We start from the raw sequence: 17,700 nt of genomic DNA on the forward strand, positions 1-17,700 counted from the left end.
ACTTTAAATTTATAATTGTTGTGTGATTTTATACAAATTTAAAATGATAGTCGATCTAATTAACTTTATGTTGTTAGGTCGATTTTTTTATATTGCAATGAAAGCCAGAAGATATGTCGTATCAATACGGGTAGAGTTATAATTTGTGATAAAATGGATAGTAAATATGTGTTGGAGGTTAAAACATTGAATAAATTAATCTTAGTTGATGGTAACAGTCTTAGCTTTAGAGCTTTTTACGCTTTGCCATTGTTACAAAATAAGGCAGGTATTCATACCAATGCCGTGTATGGTTTTGCGATGTTGCTTGAAAAAATTATAAAAGAAGAACAGCCTACACATTTCTTAGTTGCATTCGATGCTGGAAAGACAACGTTCAGACACTCACAATATAGTGAGTATAAAGGTGGACGTCAAAAAACACCGCCTGAATTAAGTGAACAATTTCCTTATATCAGACAATTATTAGATGCTTATCAAATTAAACGTTATGAGTTAGAGAATTATGAAGCGGATGATATTATCGGTACGCTAAGTAAACAAGCAAATGAAGAAAAATTCCAAACAATTATTGTAACTGGTGACCGAGATTTAACACAACTTGCTACAGATGACGTTACAATCTATTACACTAAAAAAGGTGTGACAGATGTTGATCATTACACACCGAAATTTATTGCAGAAAAATATGATGGTTTGGTGCCTGAACAAATTATTGATATGAAAGGCTTAATGGGTGACACTTCAGACAATATTCCAGGTGTTGCAGGTGTTGGTGAGAAAACAGCGATTAAATTATTGAAACAATTTTCAAATGTGGAAAATGTCTACGAACATCTAGATGAAGTCTCTGGGAAGAAATTAAAAGAGAAACTTGAAAATAGTAAAGATGATGCCTTAATGAGTAAGGAACTTGCGACAATTAATTGTGAAAGTCCAATTGAAGTATCACTAAACGAGACTAAATTGCAAGAAAACCCAGATACAAATGATAAAATTGAATTGTTTAAAAAATTAGAGTTTAAACAATTGTTAGACCAAATAGACGTTGATGGCAGTAGCTCAAGTGTGGAAGAAATGGAAATCAATATAGCAAATGATTTTGCACAGGTTGATTTTAACAATTTAGACGCTGCATCTATACATTTTGAATTAGATGGTTCTAATTACTTAAAAGATGACATATTAAAATTTGCTTTATATGATGGCACGCACCATGTTGTTATTGATGCACATAAGATGCATGATTTTCCAGCACTTATTGCATGGTTAGAAGATAGTACTACTGAAAAGAATGTATATGATGCTAAAAAATCATATGTTGTTGCACATAGATTAGATATTGCGATTAAACACATTGTGTTTGATGTGATGTTAGCCAGTTATATTATTGACCCATCACGTACAATAGATGATGTCAATTCAGTTGTTACCAATTATGGTCAATATTATGTACAACAAACCATCGCTATTTATGGTAAAGGCAAAAAAAGACAATTGCCTGAAGATGATGTTCTGAATCACCATGTAGCAACCATTATAGAAGCAATTAGTGCAATTAAGCCTAAAATGGCAGAACAACTAGATGAATATAATCAAACAGATTTACTAAATGATTTAGAATTACCATTGGCACGTATTTTAAGTGAAATGGAAGAAACAGGTATTTATACAGTCGCTAATGATTTAAAAGAAATGGAAAAAGAGATTCAAAGTAAATTAGATGTGTTAATAAAAAATATACATGAAGCTGCAGGAGAGCCATTTAATATCAATTCACCAAAACAGTTAGGTGTTGTATTATTTGAAACATTAGAGTTACCTGTAATTAAAAAAACGAAGACAGGTTATTCCACAGCAGTAGATGTGTTAGAACAATTACAAGGTGAACATTCTATTATTGAGCATATCCTTGAGTATAGACAACTTGCTAAATTACAGTCTACGTATGTAGAAGGATTGCAAAAAGTGATCGCTGACGATAATCGAATCCATACACGCTTTAATCAAACACTTGCGCAAACTGGTAGATTGTCATCTATTGATCCTAACCTACAAAATATACCTATTCGTTTAGAAGAAGGTAGAAAAATTAGAAAAGCTTTTAAATCTACAGACGAAAACAATGTCATATTTGCAGCCGATTACTCGCAGATTGAATTAAGAGTGTTGGCGCACATCACGCAAGATGAAAGTATGAAACAAGCATTTATTAATGATGAAGACATTCACACAGCTACAGCTATGAAAGTATTCAATGTACAACCAGATGACGTTGATAGCACGATGCGTAGACAAGCGAAGGCAGTAAATTTCGGAATTGTTTATGGCATAAGCGATTATGGTCTAAGCCAAAGTTTAGGCATAACAAGAAAACAAGCGAAACAATTTATTGATGATTATTTAGATAGTTTTCCTGGAGTTAAACAATATATGGAAGATATTGTTAAAGACTGCAAAGCTCAGGGCTATGTTGAAACGTTATTACATCGTCGTAGATATATACCAGATATCACAAGTAGAAACTTTAATTTGAGAGGTTTTGCAGAAAGAACTGCGATGAATACACCAATTCAAGGTACAGCTGCAGATATTATTAAATTAGCCATGGTTAATTTTGCAAATGAAGTTAAAGAAACAGATTTCCATGCACAACTATTATTACAAGTACACGATGAATTGATTTTTGAAGTACCTAAAGAAGAAATAGAATCGTTTGAAAAATTCATTGAAAAGATTATGGATAATGCGATAGAGTTAGATGTGCCATTAAAAGTTGAATCTAGCTATGGTCAAACATGGTACGATGCAAAATAGAAAGAAGGTATTATATTGCCTGAATTACCAGAAGTAGAACATGTAAAAAGAGGTATTAAGCCTTTTGTTAAAGGACAAACAATTGAATCAGTTACTTTTTCTGACAAAGTGCATGAAGGTAAAGCAAACCAACGTGAGACGATAATTAAAGGTTTAGAATTAGATACGTTCAGACGCTTTACTGAGCATTTTACAATTAGTGATATAGATAGACGAAGTAAGTATATCGTTTTCTACTTAGAGAAAAACGGTGAAGAAAGAATACTTATTAGCCATCTAGGCATGGCTGGTGGTTTCTTTGTGGTCGATAAGATAGAGGATATTAGTGTTCCAAATTATCGTAAACATTGGCATGTTATATTTAAATTAAATAATGATAAGTTACTTGTCTATTCTGATATTCGCCGCTTCGGTGAAATTAGAAATGTGCCATCATTTGAGGCGTATCCCTCATTTTTAGAAATTGCTCCAGAACCATTTGATGAAGAAGCAATGCCACATTATTTATCATGGTTTAATAAAAAACTTTACCAAAACAAGCCAATTAAGCAAATGATTTTAGATCATCGGGTCATTTCCGGCTGTGGTAACATTTATGCGTGTGAAGCGCTTTTTAGAGCAGGTATCCATCCAGCGCGTCTATCAAAAGAGTTGAATAATCAAGAACGAGAAATATTATTTTATTATGTTCGAGATGTATTAGAAGCGGGTATAAAATATGGTGGAACGAGCATATCTGATTATCGTCATGCAGACGGTAGTACAGGTACGATGCAATTACATCTTAATGTTTATAAACAAAAGATATGTAAAGTGTGTGGAAGTGATATTGAAACTCAAGTTATTGCAACGAGAAATAGTCATTTCTGCGCTACATGTCAAAAATAAAGGAAGAGTGATATTATGCCAAAGGTTATAGGACTAACAGGTGGTATCGCATCAGGTAAATCCAGTGTTTCGGAATTATTAACCGTACATGGTTTTAAAGTCGTAGATGCAGATGTTGCATCACGCCAAGCAGTAGAAAAAGGTACTAAAGGACTAGAACAAGTTAAAGAAGCATTTGGAGAAGAAGCGATAGATGAAGATGGCAATATGAATCGATCATATGTAGGAGATGTCATATTTAATCATCCAGAGAAAAGATTGGAATTAAATGAAATTATTCATCCTATTGTTAGAGACATCATGGAAGAAGAAAAAGAATCTTATCTTGAGCAAGGCTATAATGTCATTATGGATATTCCGTTATTATTTGAAAATGACTTACAAGATACAGTGGATGAAGTTTGGTTAGTATACACTTCTGAAAGTATTCAAATTGATAGATTGATGGAACGTAATAATTTATCAATGGAAGATGCGAAAGCACGTGTTTATAGTCAAATTTCAATCGATAAAAAACGTAGAATGGCGGATCGTGAAATTGATAACCGTGATACGAAATTAGAATTGAAGCAGAACTTAGAAAGAATGCTTGTAGAAGAAGGCTATATTCACAACAATACTGAAGAAGAAGCGCAGTAAATCATCTTTTTAAGTGAGTTTTTAAATGATAATTATCGTATGCTTGATTTAATATACATTAGTATGGTTTAATAAGTGTATTCTGAAGTACTACTCAACTTATAATCTAAGTTTGAGTAGTACTTTTTTTACTATGATTTCAAATTATACAGATAAAATTATCTCGAAAAGGTCTCTTTAAGCTCTTAGGTAAGCGGAATTCAAATTTTTTTGATTTTATTTTAGAAAACGCTTTCTTGTACTTTTATTTATGTTATACTATTTCCATAAAGTATAACACAAAAACAAGGGGTGCTTTGAATGACGACAAATATTGCAATTAATGGAATGGGTAGAATAGGAAGAATGGTATTAAGAATCGCTTTGAAAAATAAGGATTTAAATGTAGTAGCAATTAATGCGAGCTACCCGCCTGAAACGATTGCCCACCTAATTAATTATGATACAACTCATGGTGCTTACGATTTAAAAGTAGAGCCTATAAAAAATGGGGTCAAAGTCGATAACCATGAGATTAAGCTTGTAGCAGAAAGAAATCCTGAGCACTTACCTTGGGAAGCGCTAAACATCGATATCGTTATTGAGGCTACCGGAAAATTCAATCATGGAGATAAAGCTGTTGCACATATTAATGCAGGTGCTAAAAAAGTATTGCTCACGGGTCCATCTAAAGGTGGAGAAGTCCAAATGATTGTCAAAGGTGTTAATAATAAACAATTAGACATCGAACAGTATGACATATTTAGCAATGCTTCATGTACGACTAACTGTATTGGTCCGGTTGCTAAAGTATTAAATGATCAATTTGGTATACAAAATGGTTTGATGACAACGGTTCATGCCATTACGAATGATCAAAATAATATAGATAATCCGCATAAAGATTTAAGACGTGCGCGTTCTTGTAATGAAAGTATTATTCCAACTTCAACAGGTGCTGCAAAGGCATTAACAGAAGTACTACCTGAATTAGATGGTAAATTACATGGTATGGCATTAAGAGTGCCAACGAAGAATGTTTCATTAGTAGATTTAGTCGTTGATTTAGACACGAATGTAACGGCTGAACAAGTCAATCAAGCATTTAAAGATAATGACTTAGGCGGTGTGATTGCAACAGAAGATGCACCTTTAGTATCTATGGACTTTAATACAAATCCACATTCAGCAATTATTGATACACAAAGCACAATGATTATGGGTGACAATAAAGTCAAAGTAATCGCTTGGTATGATAACGAATGGGGCTATTCAAATAGAGTTGTAGATGTGGCTGAACAAATAGGTCAATTACTCAAAAATGATGTTGGCGCTGTCACAAATTAAAGTACACATTTATAACATTTAATAATTAACTAATTGATTAAATGCTAAGAATCCACAATGTTTAGACTGTACGACATGATGATAGAAAGTGTTATATATACTCCTTTTGAAGTGATGCACATTGTTAGTGCTTACTTTGAAAGGAGTTTTCAATTTATCGTTTAAACCTATATACTAGATGATTGTAGAAAAAAGTAATGATGGAATTACTTAGCATGTTAAACTTACTATCATAAAGACGCAATTAGCATGTTAAATGCTATCAATATTTGAAATGTTAGTGATAAAAATTACATAATGTAATAAGTATTTTACATGTGTCATAGTGATTCTTTTGTGACATACATATTTATAGTATAATGATAAGTAATCAAAACGAGAGGGTGATAATTCGATGAAATGCCCGAAATGTAATTCGACTCATTCTCGTGTTGTAGACTCTAGACATGCAGATGAAGTTAATGCGATTCGACGTAGAAGAGAATGTGAAAAGTGTAGTACGAGATTCACAACTTTTGAACATATAGAAAAAAGACCACTTATTGTGGTAAAAAAAGATGGTACGCGAGAACAATTTTCACGTGAAAAGATTTTAAATGGATTGGTGCGTTCATGTGAAAAAAGACCAGTCCGTTATCAACAATTAGAAGATATTACGAATAATGTTGAATGGAAGTTACGTGATGAAGGACATGCAGAAATTTCTTCAAGAGAAATTGGAGAGCATGTGATGAATTTACTTATGCACGTAGACCAAGTGTCTTATGTAAGATTTGCATCTGTATATAAAGAGTTTAAGGATGTAGATCAACTATTACAATCTATGCAAGGTATTTTAGCTGGAAATAAACGGAGTGATTCTTAAATGGGGTTACAATCATATGATTATGGTTTGAGACCACATGATAATTTTACTGTTGTGCGCAATTTCTATTTGAACAGTAAGCATTTAGAAATTTTAAATAGATTGTTTACACCAATGATTGGTGCAAATGCAATTGGTTTATATCATTATTTGAATCAGTTTGTTGAATATGAAACGGATTCTGTATTGACGCACTATATAATTATGAGTGAGTTAAAGATTAATTTATTAGAATTTAGAAAAGATATGGACTTATTAGAGGGAATTGGTTTAGTTAAAACATTAGTGAATCATGATGCACAGCATTCGTCTTTTGTTTATCAACTTGTACAACCACCATCAGCAAAACAATTTTTCAGCGATCCAATGTTATCAGTGTATTTGTTTAGTGAAGTAAGCAAACAACGCTATCAACAATTGAAACGCCATTTTGAACATAAAAAGCAAATTGACTTTAGCAAGTATCAAGATGTGACACGAAATTTTACTGATGTGTTTAAAGTACCTAACAAGTCATTAGATGACAATACAAATGAAATCCAAAGTGAAACGGCATATGAAGGTTTAAACTTGTCACAAGTGCACTTTGATTTTGAAACATTATATGATTTATTGCAAAACCACTTTATCAGCACAAAAATTATTGATAAAGAAGCCAAAGCTTTAATTACACAAATCGCGACATTATATGGTTTGACGCCGGAGCCGATGAAACGTATCATTTTAAAATCGATAACAAGCGCGCAAGAACTTTCGTTTGAAGAATTAAGAAAACATGCAAGAACTTATTATTTGATGGAGCATGAACAACAAATGCCATCTTTAAATATCAAAACTAACAATTATGCAGATAGTACAACTCAAGCTACTCAAGTGCAGAATAACAATCAAACGGAAGATGAGGAAAAATCTGTTAATTGGTTAAAACAATTAGAAGAAACAAGTCCCATAGATATGTTAGCGTCTTGGTCAGAATCTGAACCAACAACACAACAAAAGTATATGATTGAAGAATTAGTAGAACGTGAACAATTGTCATTCGGTGTCATTAATATACTGTTACAATTTGTGATGTTGAAAGAAGATATGAAGCTACCTAAGACTTACATTTTTGAAATAGCATCAAATTGGAAGAAAAAAGGCATCAAAACAGCTGAACAAGCATATAATTATGCGATAAAAGTGAATCAACCTAAGACGGAAAACAAATCATCTAAGTCTTATTATAAACAAAAACAATTAGCATCGAGAGAAATGACACCTAAATGGTTAGAAGAACGAGATAATAAAGCAGAAACTGACACTTCAAATAATAATGAAGATGATGAAAAATTGAAGAACGATAGAGAACAGTTTTTAAATCAACTTAAAGATAGATGGAAGGAGGACAAGTAGATGAAACCATTTAATCAAATTATGGGTGATTCAAATGATTTATCAAAAAAAATTGCCAAGATAAAAAAAGATGTCGTCAATGATCCAGACGTTAAACAGTTTTTAGAGTCGCATAAAGCTGAACTTACAAATGCGATGATAGATGAAGATTTGAATATTTTACAAGAATATAAAGATCAAGAAAAGCGTTATGATGGTCATAAACTAAAAGACTGTCCCAATTTTGTGACAGGTCATATTCCTGAATTATATATCGAACATAATCATATAAAAATTCGCTATTTACCTTGTCCTTGTAAAATTAAACACGACGAAGAACGGTTTAATAAACATTTAATTACATCGCACCATATGCAACGTGACACACTAGACGCAAAACTTGAAGATATATATATGGATAGAAGAGATCGATTAGATGTCGCAATGGCTGCTAACCAAATTTGTGAAAAAATAACAAGTAAAGAGCCCCAAATTAAAGGTTTGTATTTACATGGCCCATTTGGTACTGGTAAATCATTTATCCTTGGCGCAATTGCAAATCAATTAAAAACTGAAAAAATTCCATCTACAATTGTTTATCTACCAGAATTTATCCGTTCACTTAAAGGCGGATTTAAAGATGGTACTTTTGAAACGAAACTCTCTAGAGTAAGAGAAGCAAATATATTAATGTTAGATGATATAGGTGCTGAAGACATTACACCATGGGCAAGAGATGAAGTGATTGGCCCACTGTTACATTATCGTATGGTTCAAGAGTTACCTACATTTTTCAGTTCTAATTTAAGTTTTGAAGAATTAGAATATCATCTCTCTGTCACGCGAGACGGCACAGAAAAAACTAAGTCTGCAAGAATCATGGAAAGAATCAAAACATTATCAACACCATATTTCTTAGAAGGAAAAAATTACAGGAACGATTGAAATCTAAAATAAATGTTGTATAATATAATTAAATCTAAATCATAACAAATGAAATGAAGACGAGATGAATAAGCCACTACTTCACAGAGAACCAGTAAAAGATGAGATGCTGGTAAGTAAGTTTATTCGTTACTACTTCATAATTGATGTTGTAATGAACATCCGGCTCAAGACCGTTATCTTACGTAGAGTAAAGTTATTACATCATAACTTTAATTTAGGGTGGTACCGCGAAGACCTCGTCCCTTTTAGGGATGGGGTCTTTTTGTTTTTGAGTCTAATTCAGTATAAACATCATTTCATTTTGATTTAAGTGCTTGAATAAATAGGAGGGTTTTTATGGAGCAAATAAATATTAAATTTCCAGATGGCAATTCAAAAGTGTTTGATAAAGGTACAACTACAGAAGATATTGCACATTCTATAAGTCCAGGATTAAGAAAAAAAGCTGTAGCTGGTAAATTAAATGGACAACTCATTGATTTAACTAGACCAATTGACGAAGATGGCTCAATTGAAATCGTTACACCTGGTTCTGATGAAGCGCTAGAAGTATTACGTCATTCTACTGCACATCTTATGGCACAAGCCTTAAAACGCCTCTATGGTAATGTTCATTTTGGTGTTGGTCCGGTAATTGATGGTGGATTTTATTATGACTTTGATATGGAAGAAAGTATTTCATCAGATGATTTTGAAAAAATAGAAAAAACAATGAAACAAATTGTTAATGAAAACTATCCAATTGAACGTAAAGTGGTTTCTAGAAATGAAGCTAAATCATTTTTCTCAGACGACCCATATAAGCAAGAATTAATCGATGCTATTCCAGAAGATGAAAATGTGACTTTATATTCCCAAGGAGAGTTCACTGATTTATGTCGTGGTGTTCATGTACCATCTACTTCTAAAATAAAAGAATTTAAATTATTATCTACAGCTGGTGCTTATTGGCGTGGAAATAGTGATAATAAAATGTTACAACGTATTTACGGCACAGCATTTTTCGATAAAAAAGAATTGAAAGCACATTTGAAAATGTTGGAGGAACGCAAAGAGCGTGATCACCGTAAAATTGGCAAAGATTTAGAACTATTTGCTAACAACCCTTTAGTAGGTGCAGGTTTGCCACTTTGGTTACCTAACGGTGCTACAATTCGTCGTGAAATTGAACGTTATATTGTAGATAAAGAAGTAAGTATGGGTTATGACCATGTTTATACTCCTGTAATGGCCAACGTTGATTTATATAAAACATCAGGCCATTGGGACCATTATCAAGAAGACATGTTCCCAACAATGAAATTAGATGAACATGAAGAAATGGTCTTAAGACCAATGAACTGTCCGCACCATATGATGATTTATGCAAATAAACCCCATTCATATCGTGAATTGCCTATTAGAATTGCTGAATTAGGTACTATGCATCGTTATGAAGCGAGTGGTGCGGTTTCTGGTTTACAACGTGTCCGCGGAATGACATTAAATGATGCGCACATTTTTGTACGTCCGGACCAAATTAAAGAAGAGTTCAAACGTGTTGTAAATTTAATTGTTGATGTATACAAAGATTTCAACTTTGAAAATTATAAGTTCCGTGTAAGTTATAGAGATCCTGAAGATAAAGAAAAATACTTCGATGACGATGACATGTGGAATAAAGCAGAAAGTATGTTAAAAGAAGCGGTAGATGAACTTGGTTTAGACTATGAAGAAGCAGTAGGCGAAGCAGCCTTCTATGGTCCGAAACTTGACGTGCAAGTTCAAACTGCTATGGGCAAAGAAGAAACATTATCTACAGCCCAATTAGACTTCTTGTTACCAGAAAAATTTGATTTAACTTATATTGGTAATGATGGAGAACAACATAGACCAGTAGTCATTCACCGTGGTGTAGTATCTACTATGGAACGTTTCGTCGCATTCTTAACTGAAGAAACAAAAGGTGCATTCCCTGCATGGTTAGCACCAAAACAAGTAGAAATTATACCTGTTAATGTTGATTTACATTATGATTATGCTAGACACATTCAAGACGAGCTTAAATCTCAAGGTGTAAGAGTTGAAATTGATGATCGTAATGAAAAAATGGGTTATAAAATTAGAGAAGCACAAATGCAAAAAATACCTTACCAACTCGTTGTAGGGGACAAAGAAGTAGAAAACAATGAAGTAAATGTACGAAAATATGGTTCCCAAGATCAAGAAACGTTAGAAAAAGAAGAATTCATTTGGAATTTACTCGATGAGATTAGATTGAAAAAACAAAGATAGTCTTGAAACTCTTGAAGAAATCATGTATATTACAGAATAGTGAAGTTAGTTCACATTCATATTAAAATTAAATTTGAGTTAGAGGTTGCATTTTCAATGAGTAATTATTCAGAAGCCGAATGGGGCATATGTTGAATAATAGAAAGGTGAAGATGCCGAAACTTGTATTGTCCATTAACTATACAGGTTGGGCCAGTTATCGAAAGAAACTGGACTGTCACATATGTGATGTGCTACCTATATAAATGCTATTATTAAAATGGTTGCATATCTAATAGGTATGCAACCATTTTATTTTTAGTCAAATGATTATCATAAATACGTTAACGGGAAAGAGCGAAAATTATAATTGTTGTGTAATTCATATAGTTAATTACAATGAACTACTGCTCAAACTATAAATAGTATGAATCTTAATCATATAGTAAGTTAACCTCTATATTTAAGGAAGGGAAGCGTCTATGGCAAAACAAGTGAATCAAAATGATGGTGTTCAAAGGGGGCTGAAAGATCGCCATATATCCATGATTGCAATTGGAGGTTGTATTGGGACTGGTTTATTTATGACTTCTGGTGGTGCAATACATGATGCGGGTGGTTTAGGTGCGCTCTTAGCCTTCGCAATCATTGGAGCGATGGTATTCTTCCTCATGACTTCTCTAGGAGAAATGGCAACATACTTACCAGTGTCAGGATCATTTAGTACATATGCTACACGTTTTGTTGATCCATCTCTAGGATTCGCATTAGGTTGGAACTATTGGTTTAACTGGGTAATTACTGTTGCAGCCGATGTAACGATTGCTGCACAAGTAATACAGTATTGGACACCAATGTCAGGTATTCCAGCTTGGAGTTGGAGCTGTCTATTTTTAATTATTATATTTGGACTGAATGCATTGTCCGTTAGAGTATTTGGCGAAAGTGAATATTGGTTTGCTTTGATTAAAGTAGTTACTGTGATTATCTTTATTGCAATCGGTTTATTGACAATAGTTGGTATCATGGGTGGAGAGTTTGTTGGTTTTGACACGTTCACTCAAGGTAGTGGTCCTATTTTAGGTGATGGCTTTGGAGGAAGTATCTTAGCGATTTTAGGTGTGTTCTTGGTAGCAGGCTTTTCATTCCAAGGTACTGAACTTATTGGTATTACAGCAGGAGAGTCTGAAAATCCAGAGCGCGCGGTTCCTAAGGCAATTAAACAAGTGTTCTGGAGAATATTGATATTCTATATTCTTGCAATCTTTGTAATTGGTATGTTGATACCATACGATAGTCCATCACTTATGGGTGGCGGAGATGATATTTCAACTTCACCATTTACACTTGTATTCCAAAATGCAGGGCTAGCATTTGCAGCCTCATTCATGAATGCTGTTATACTGACTTCGGTATTATCAGCAGGTAACTCAGGTATGTATGCTTCAACACGTATGCTATATTCAATGAGTAAAGATAAGCTTGCATATCCTATATTTGGTAAAACAAATAGAAGTGGTGTGCCGTATGTATCATTACTCGCTACAGCAGTAATCGTAGTAATTATCTTTGTATTACAACATTTAAGTGGTGATGCTTATGAATATATCGTTGCTGCAAGTGGTCTGACTGGTTTTATTGCATGGGTTGGTATTGCAGTCAGTCATTACAGATTTAGAAAAGCTTTTGATAAACAAAACTATGATAAATCAAAATTAAAATATAAAGCTAAATTATTCCCATTCGGGCCTATTTTTGCAGGTATCTTGTGTGTACTTGTAATTATTGGACAAGATGTTGATTTCATCCAATCAGGAGATTTTGATCTCAATAGATTTGTTATCACATATATGGGTATTCCAGTATTCTTAGCATTCTTCATTTATCATAAACTACGTTATAAAACAAAAATAATACCATTAGAACAAGTGGATTTAAGACAAAATGTTAAAATGGATGATAAATAAATAGAAAAGCTGTTGACTTGCTAATGAATTGTTGCTAAGATAGGTAATGTTGAATACGAAACGAACCAAGTAGAAGCTCCCGCTTCTCACCTGTTGCGACACTAATAGTAGTTGGCAGGTCTATATACATACGACATTGTTGTGTGTAAAGAAGAGCGGGTATATTATATACTCGCTCTTTTTCTTGGGATAATTTCGTAAAAATCTTGGAGGTGTCAACCATAGCAAAAGATCAGACTCAAGTTAACGAAAAGATTCGTGCAAAAGAATTACGTTTAATCGGACATGACGGAGAACAGATCGGTATTAAATCTAAAGCAGAAGCTTTAGAAATGGCAGAGCGCGTAGAACTCGATGTAGTTATTATGTCGCCTAACGCTAAGCCACCTGTTGCGAAAATCATGGATTATGGTAAGTACAAATTCGAACAACAGAAAAAAGAAAAAGAAATGAAGAAGAAACAAAAAGTTATTAACCTTAAAGAAATTCGTTTAAGTCCAACAATTGAGGAACATGATTTCCAAACTAAATTGAAGAACGGACGTAAATTCTTAGAAAAAGGCGACAAATGTAAAGTTTCAATTCGTTTCAGAGGGCGTGCTATTACGCATAAAGAAATTGGTCAACGCGTATTAGAAAAATTTGCAGAAGAATGTAAAGATATCGCTACAATTGGGCAAAGACCTAAAATGGATGGACGCCAAATGTTCATCATGCTTAACCCACTTAACGAAAAATAAAAAGATACTACAGGAGGAATTGAATCATGCCTAAAATGAAAACACACCGTGGAGCAGCAAAACGTGTTAAAAGAACTGGTTCAGGTAAATTAAAACGTTCTAGAGCTTTCACTTCACATATGTTTGCAAACAAAACAACTAAACAAAAACGTAAATTACGTAAAGCTTCATTAGTGAGCAAATCAGATATGAAACGCGTTAAACAATTATTAGCTTATAAAAAATAAGTAACGACAGATAAAAAAGATTGAAGATATTTTGAGGAGGAATTTATTATGCCACGTGTTAAAGGTGGAACGGTAACAAGAGCTCGTCGTAAAAAGACGATTAAATTAGCTAAAGGTTACTTTGGTTCAAAAAGAACTTTATATAAAGTAGCAAAACAACAAGTAATGAAATCAGGACAGTACGCATTCCGCGACCGTCGTCAAAGAAAACGTGATTTCCGTAGATTATGGATTACACGTATTAATGGAGCTGCACGTCAACATGACATGAGCTATTCAAGATTAATGAACGGTTTGAAAAAAGCTGGAATCGATGTTAACCGTAAAATGCTTTCTGAAATTGCTATTTCAGATGAAAAAGCTTTCGGTGAATTAGTTGCTAAAGCTAAAGACGCTTTAAAATAATTCTCAAATAAAGAGATGTACAATTCGTACATCTCTTTATTTTTGTATCTATTAACGTTTTGATAAATAACTATCATTTGATAAAATGGCTTAGAAGCCATATATGAAGGAGAAATTTATGTCTAAATTTGATGAAATGATTACGGTAGTACCAAGAACAATTTTATTTAATAGTGAAAAGAATCAATTTAACGGTTTTCTTGATAAAAATTCTGAAAAGGGTCAAGATATCTTTGACGCACTTTCAAAGTATGAAATTAAGCGTCGTGGAGATATGGAGGAAGATCCGACATATAAACAATTGGTATCTTATTGTATTTTAGAAAATGAGAATGATGAAATTTTAGTGTATGAGAGATTAGCAGGTGGTGGAGAATCACGTTTGCATGGTCAATCTTCAATCGGTGTCGGTGGACATATGAACGATGTAAAAGGTGCTGAATCTATCAATGAAGTATTGCGCATTAATGCACAAAGAGAACTTGAAGAAGAAGTAGGCCTGTCAGATAGTAAATCACAAAATTTAGCATACATAGGTTTTATTAATGATGATACAAATGAAGTTGGCGAAGTTCATTTAGGTGTAGTGTTCAAAATTAAAGTGAATAGTAATGATGTTGAAGCTAAAGAAACAGATACTTTAAAAATAAAATGGGTGAATCAAAGTAAAATAGATAATTATGATGATTTTGAAACATGGAGTACGTTAATATTACAGTCAATACAATAGAGGTGCATAAAAATGTCTGATATCATTCCCTTTCCACGTTCAAAAGATAAACTAATAAGAGAAATCAAACAATCTTTTAACAATAATGAATTAGATCAAATGTATGACCTGTTTGAAGATTTTGAAAAACAATTTGAATTAGATGAGCAAATGTCTCTATTGAAATGTGCCATGTTATACAAAATGGGACATTATCTTGAACTGCGTGAAGAAGCTATCATTTTACTGAAACAAGGTATTACTAAGTATGATGACCTTATGGTTTATTATGTAAAAAGTTTAAACGGGTTAGGACAATATTTTGAAGTCGTTGACGTCATTAATCAAATTATTGATGAAGTCAATGATCATAAAACGAGAATGGAGCTATTTCCATTAAAAGAATATGCCCTAAGTCAAATTGATAAACATAATGCGCATGCAGCAGAAATGCTCCGTGATTTTGAGTCGTTGTCATTACGTGAACAAATTAGTACAATCTTAACTTTAATAGATCATAATCAGTATCGTTATCAAGAAACAGTGGTAAATATTATTAATGAAATTGAACTCGCACCGAATGTTGTGAGTATAATGCTTGAATATTTACGTTTTGCCGGATACAATCAAAACATTCGTGTTCAGAAATTTGGTTATACAGTTGAAGTGAATCCAAATCATCTTTCCGGTCTTGAACAAACGCTGTTTAAGATTAAAATTATTCCAGAAGTCATTAAGCAAATGGAAGATGATGCAGCACAAATTGTAGAAGAAGCACTTCATCTTATGAACAACCATGCTATTTTACTTTATCCGTTAGACATAGAGAGCATAGCATCTGAAAATGAATGGATTGAAGCTTACACAAACTATTTCAAATCAATGTTAGGTTTAGAAAGCTTAAACACAACTAATACTATTGTTAATTTAATTACTTCAATTGATATGCATGAATAATTAATGTTTAAATTTTTGGGTAATTAATAATAGTAGTAAAATAATAATTAAATTAATTTCAATTATTCATTCAATATTATTTGTAAACTCAGTGTTTGTGTAGAGCATTGACGTATGATATAATAATGAAGTTGAAAAAATAAAATAGGATATTCATGGAGGTTTTTATACATGACAGCAACTTGGGAAAAAAAGGAAGGTAACGAAGGAGTATTAACCGTTACAGTTCCAGCAGAAAAAGTAGACAAAGCAATTGATCAAGCTTTCAAAAAAGTAGTTAAACAAATAAACGTGCCAGGTTTCCGTAAAGGGAAAGTACCTCGCCAAATTTTTGAACAACGCTTTGGCGTAGAAGCGCTATATCAAGATGCCGTTGATATCTTATTACCAGAAGCTTATGGTGAAGCTATTGACGAAACTGGAATTAAACCAGTTGATCAACCAGAAATCAATGTAACTACAATGGAAAAAGGTAGCGATATGACATTCGAAGCGAGTGTAGTAGTTGAACCTGAAATTGAGTTAGGAGACTATAAAGGTCTTGAAATTGAAAAACAAAATGTTGAATTAACTGAAGAAGAATTACAAGAATCAATTGATCACCAATTAGGTCACTTAGCTGAAATGGTAGTTAAAGAAGATGGTGCTGTTGAAGATGGTGACACAGTTAACATCGACTTTGATGGTTACGTTGATGGCGAACAATTTGAAGGTGGACAAGCTGAAGGCTATGACCTTGAAATTGGTTCAGGTTCATTTATTCCAGGATTCGAAGAACAATTAGTTGGTGTTAAAATTGGAGAAGAAAAAGATGTTACTGTAACTTTCCCAGAAGAATACCATGCTGAAGAATTAGCTGGAAAAGAAGCTACTTTCAAAGCTAAAGTAAATGAAATTAAATATAAAGACGTTCCAGAACTAACAGATGAGATTGCGAATGAATTAGACGCAGAAGCAAAGACTGTTGATGAATACAAAGAAAACTTACGTAAAAAACTAACTGAGCAAAAAGAAACTGACGCTGAGAATAATCAAAAAGAAGAAGCAATTAGCAAAGCATCAAATAATGCTTCTGTTGAAATTCCAGACGCTATGATTAACACTGAGTTAGATCGTATGGTTCAAGAATTTGGACAACGTATGCAACAACAAGGTCTTAATTTAGAAACTTATTACCAAATTTCTGGTCAAGATGAGTCGCAATTAAGAGAACAAATGAAAGATGATGCAGAAGAACGTGTTAAAACAAACTTAACATTAACTGCTATTGCTGATGCAGAAGAAATTGAAGTAACTGAAGCTGATATCGATAAAGAACTAGAAAAAATGAGTGGACAATTTAATATGTCAGTAGAAGATATTAAACAAACACTTGGTAATACTGATATCGTTAAAAATGATGTTCGTATCCAAAATGTTATCGATTTATTAGTTAAAGAAGCAAAATTAGTAGAACCATCTAAAGATGACACTGAAGCGTAACTAAATATAAAAAGAGCAAATTATTTTGTGAATTATATGTTGGTCGTTTAATATAGTAAACTAGTAGCAGATGCATTCAAATAATGTATCTGCTACACTATTT

General features: G+C 33.0%; 15 protein-coding genes, 1 riboswitch and 1 other annotated feature. All 15 genes read left to right on the plus strand.

Features of this window, described 5'->3' with window-relative positions; genetic code table 11:
• Positions 1 to 186: 186 nt before the first annotated feature.
• The 15 genes from polA (at position 187) to tig (ending at position 17,597) form a co-directional block, all read left to right on the plus strand.
• The gene (gene polA, locus MHB47_RS05950; protein WP_340755659.1) at positions 187 to 2,817 is read left to right on the plus strand and encodes a DNA polymerase I; all 2,631 of its coding nucleotides are present in this window, start codon (positions 187 to 189) and stop codon (positions 2,815 to 2,817) included.
• 15 nt (positions 2,818 to 2,832) lie between these two features.
• Complete coding sequence (gene mutM / locus MHB47_RS05955; RefSeq protein ID WP_002512483.1) at positions 2,833 to 3,705, plus strand: bifunctional DNA-formamidopyrimidine glycosylase/DNA-(apurinic or apyrimidinic site) lyase; 873 nt, start codon at positions 2,833 to 2,835, stop codon at positions 3,703 to 3,705.
• Between the two features lie 15 nt (positions 3,706 to 3,720).
• On the plus strand, positions 3,721 to 4,344 hold the full coding sequence (coaE, locus tag MHB47_RS05960) for a dephospho-CoA kinase (protein WP_340755661.1): 624 nt from the start codon (positions 3,721 to 3,723) through the stop codon (positions 4,342 to 4,344).
• 300 nt (positions 4,345 to 4,644) lie between these two features.
• Positions 4,645 to 5,670 (plus strand): type I glyceraldehyde-3-phosphate dehydrogenase, encoded by a 1,026-nt coding sequence (gene gap, locus MHB47_RS05965; RefSeq protein WP_340755663.1) that lies wholly within the window; start codon positions 4,645 to 4,647, stop codon positions 5,668 to 5,670.
• A 394-nt stretch (positions 5,671 to 6,064) separates the two neighbouring features.
• Entirely contained in the window at positions 6,065 to 6,535 is a 471-nt protein-coding gene (gene nrdR, locus MHB47_RS05970) for a transcriptional regulator NrdR (protein WP_002507372.1), read from the plus strand.
• Positions 6,536 to 7,930 (plus strand): replication initiation and membrane attachment family protein, encoded by a 1,395-nt coding sequence (locus MHB47_RS05975; protein ID WP_340755665.1) that lies wholly within the window; start codon positions 6,536 to 6,538, stop codon positions 7,928 to 7,930.
• Entirely contained in the window at positions 7,931 to 8,854 is a 924-nt protein-coding gene (gene dnaI, locus MHB47_RS05980; protein WP_340755668.1) for a primosomal protein DnaI, read from the plus strand.
• Between the two features lie 339 nt (positions 8,855 to 9,193).
• Positions 9,194 to 11,131 (plus strand): threonine--tRNA ligase, encoded by a 1,938-nt coding sequence (gene thrS / locus MHB47_RS05985; protein WP_002507375.1) that lies wholly within the window; start codon positions 9,194 to 9,196, stop codon positions 11,129 to 11,131.
• 71 nt (positions 11,132 to 11,202) lie between these two features.
• Positions 11,203 to 11,375, plus strand: a riboswitch (Lysine riboswitch).
• Between the two features lie 217 nt (positions 11,376 to 11,592).
• A complete protein-coding gene (locus tag MHB47_RS05990) occupies positions 11,593 to 13,077 on the plus strand; it encodes an amino acid permease (RefSeq protein ID WP_002507376.1) in 1,485 nt (494 codons plus the stop codon).
• A gap of 61 nt (positions 13,078 to 13,138) precedes the next feature.
• Positions 13,139 to 13,267: a sequence feature (ribosomal protein L20 leader region), on the plus strand.
• A 22-nt stretch (positions 13,268 to 13,289) separates the two neighbouring features.
• A complete protein-coding gene (gene infC, locus MHB47_RS05995) occupies positions 13,290 to 13,817 on the plus strand; it encodes a translation initiation factor IF-3 (RefSeq protein WP_002507377.1) in 528 nt (175 codons plus the stop codon).
• 26 nt (positions 13,818 to 13,843) lie between these two features.
• On the plus strand, positions 13,844 to 14,044 hold the full coding sequence (gene rpmI / locus MHB47_RS06000; protein WP_002507378.1) for a 50S ribosomal protein L35: 201 nt from the start codon (positions 13,844 to 13,846) through the stop codon (positions 14,042 to 14,044).
• Between the two features lie 48 nt (positions 14,045 to 14,092).
• Positions 14,093 to 14,449: a 50S ribosomal protein L20 gene (gene rplT / locus MHB47_RS06005; protein WP_002507379.1), complete on the plus strand. Its 357-nt coding sequence runs from the start codon at positions 14,093 to 14,095 to the stop codon at positions 14,447 to 14,449.
• A 118-nt stretch (positions 14,450 to 14,567) separates the two neighbouring features.
• Positions 14,568 to 15,179 carry an NUDIX domain-containing protein gene (locus tag MHB47_RS06010; RefSeq protein ID WP_002507380.1) on the plus strand — a complete coding sequence of 204 codons (612 nt, stop codon included), beginning with the start codon at positions 14,568 to 14,570 and terminating at the stop codon, positions 15,177 to 15,179.
• A gap of 12 nt (positions 15,180 to 15,191) precedes the next feature.
• Complete coding sequence (locus tag MHB47_RS06015) at positions 15,192 to 16,115, plus strand: hypothetical protein (protein WP_340755670.1); 924 nt, start codon at positions 15,192 to 15,194, stop codon at positions 16,113 to 16,115.
• Positions 16,116 to 16,286: 171 nt separating this feature from the next.
• Positions 16,287 to 17,597, plus strand: coding sequence for a trigger factor (gene tig, locus MHB47_RS06020; protein WP_340755672.1), 1,311 nt, complete (start codon positions 16,287 to 16,289; stop codon positions 17,595 to 17,597).
• Positions 17,598 to 17,700: the final 103 nt, after the last annotated feature.

The organism is Staphylococcus sp. FSL K6-3157, assembly GCF_038005145.1.
Lineage (GTDB): Bacteria > Bacillota > Bacilli > Staphylococcales > Staphylococcaceae > Staphylococcus > Staphylococcus equorum.

Coding starts and splice junctions, on each gene's coding strand:
- coaE (WP_340755661.1), top strand. CDS start 3,721: ATGCCAAAGGTTATAGGACTAACAGGTGGTATCGCATCAGGTAAATCC.
- gap (WP_340755663.1), top strand. CDS start 4,645: ATGACGACAAATATTGCAATTAATGGAATGGGTAGAATAGGAAGAATG.
- nrdR (WP_002507372.1), top strand. CDS start 6,065: ATGAAATGCCCGAAATGTAATTCGACTCATTCTCGTGTTGTAGACTCT.
- MHB47_RS05975 (WP_340755665.1), top strand. CDS start 6,536: ATGGGGTTACAATCATATGATTATGGTTTGAGACCACATGATAATTTT.
- dnaI (WP_340755668.1), top strand. CDS start 7,931: ATGAAACCATTTAATCAAATTATGGGTGATTCAAATGATTTATCAAAA.
- thrS (WP_002507375.1), top strand. CDS start 9,194: ATGGAGCAAATAAATATTAAATTTCCAGATGGCAATTCAAAAGTGTTT.
- MHB47_RS05990 (WP_002507376.1), top strand. CDS start 11,593: ATGGCAAAACAAGTGAATCAAAATGATGGTGTTCAAAGGGGGCTGAAA.
- rpmI (WP_002507378.1), top strand. CDS start 13,844: ATGCCTAAAATGAAAACACACCGTGGAGCAGCAAAACGTGTTAAAAGA.
- rplT (WP_002507379.1), top strand. CDS start 14,093: ATGCCACGTGTTAAAGGTGGAACGGTAACAAGAGCTCGTCGTAAAAAG.
- MHB47_RS06010 (WP_002507380.1), top strand. CDS start 14,568: ATGTCTAAATTTGATGAAATGATTACGGTAGTACCAAGAACAATTTTA.
- MHB47_RS06015 (WP_340755670.1), top strand. CDS start 15,192: ATGTCTGATATCATTCCCTTTCCACGTTCAAAAGATAAACTAATAAGA.
- tig (WP_340755672.1), top strand. CDS start 16,287: ATGACAGCAACTTGGGAAAAAAAGGAAGGTAACGAAGGAGTATTAACC.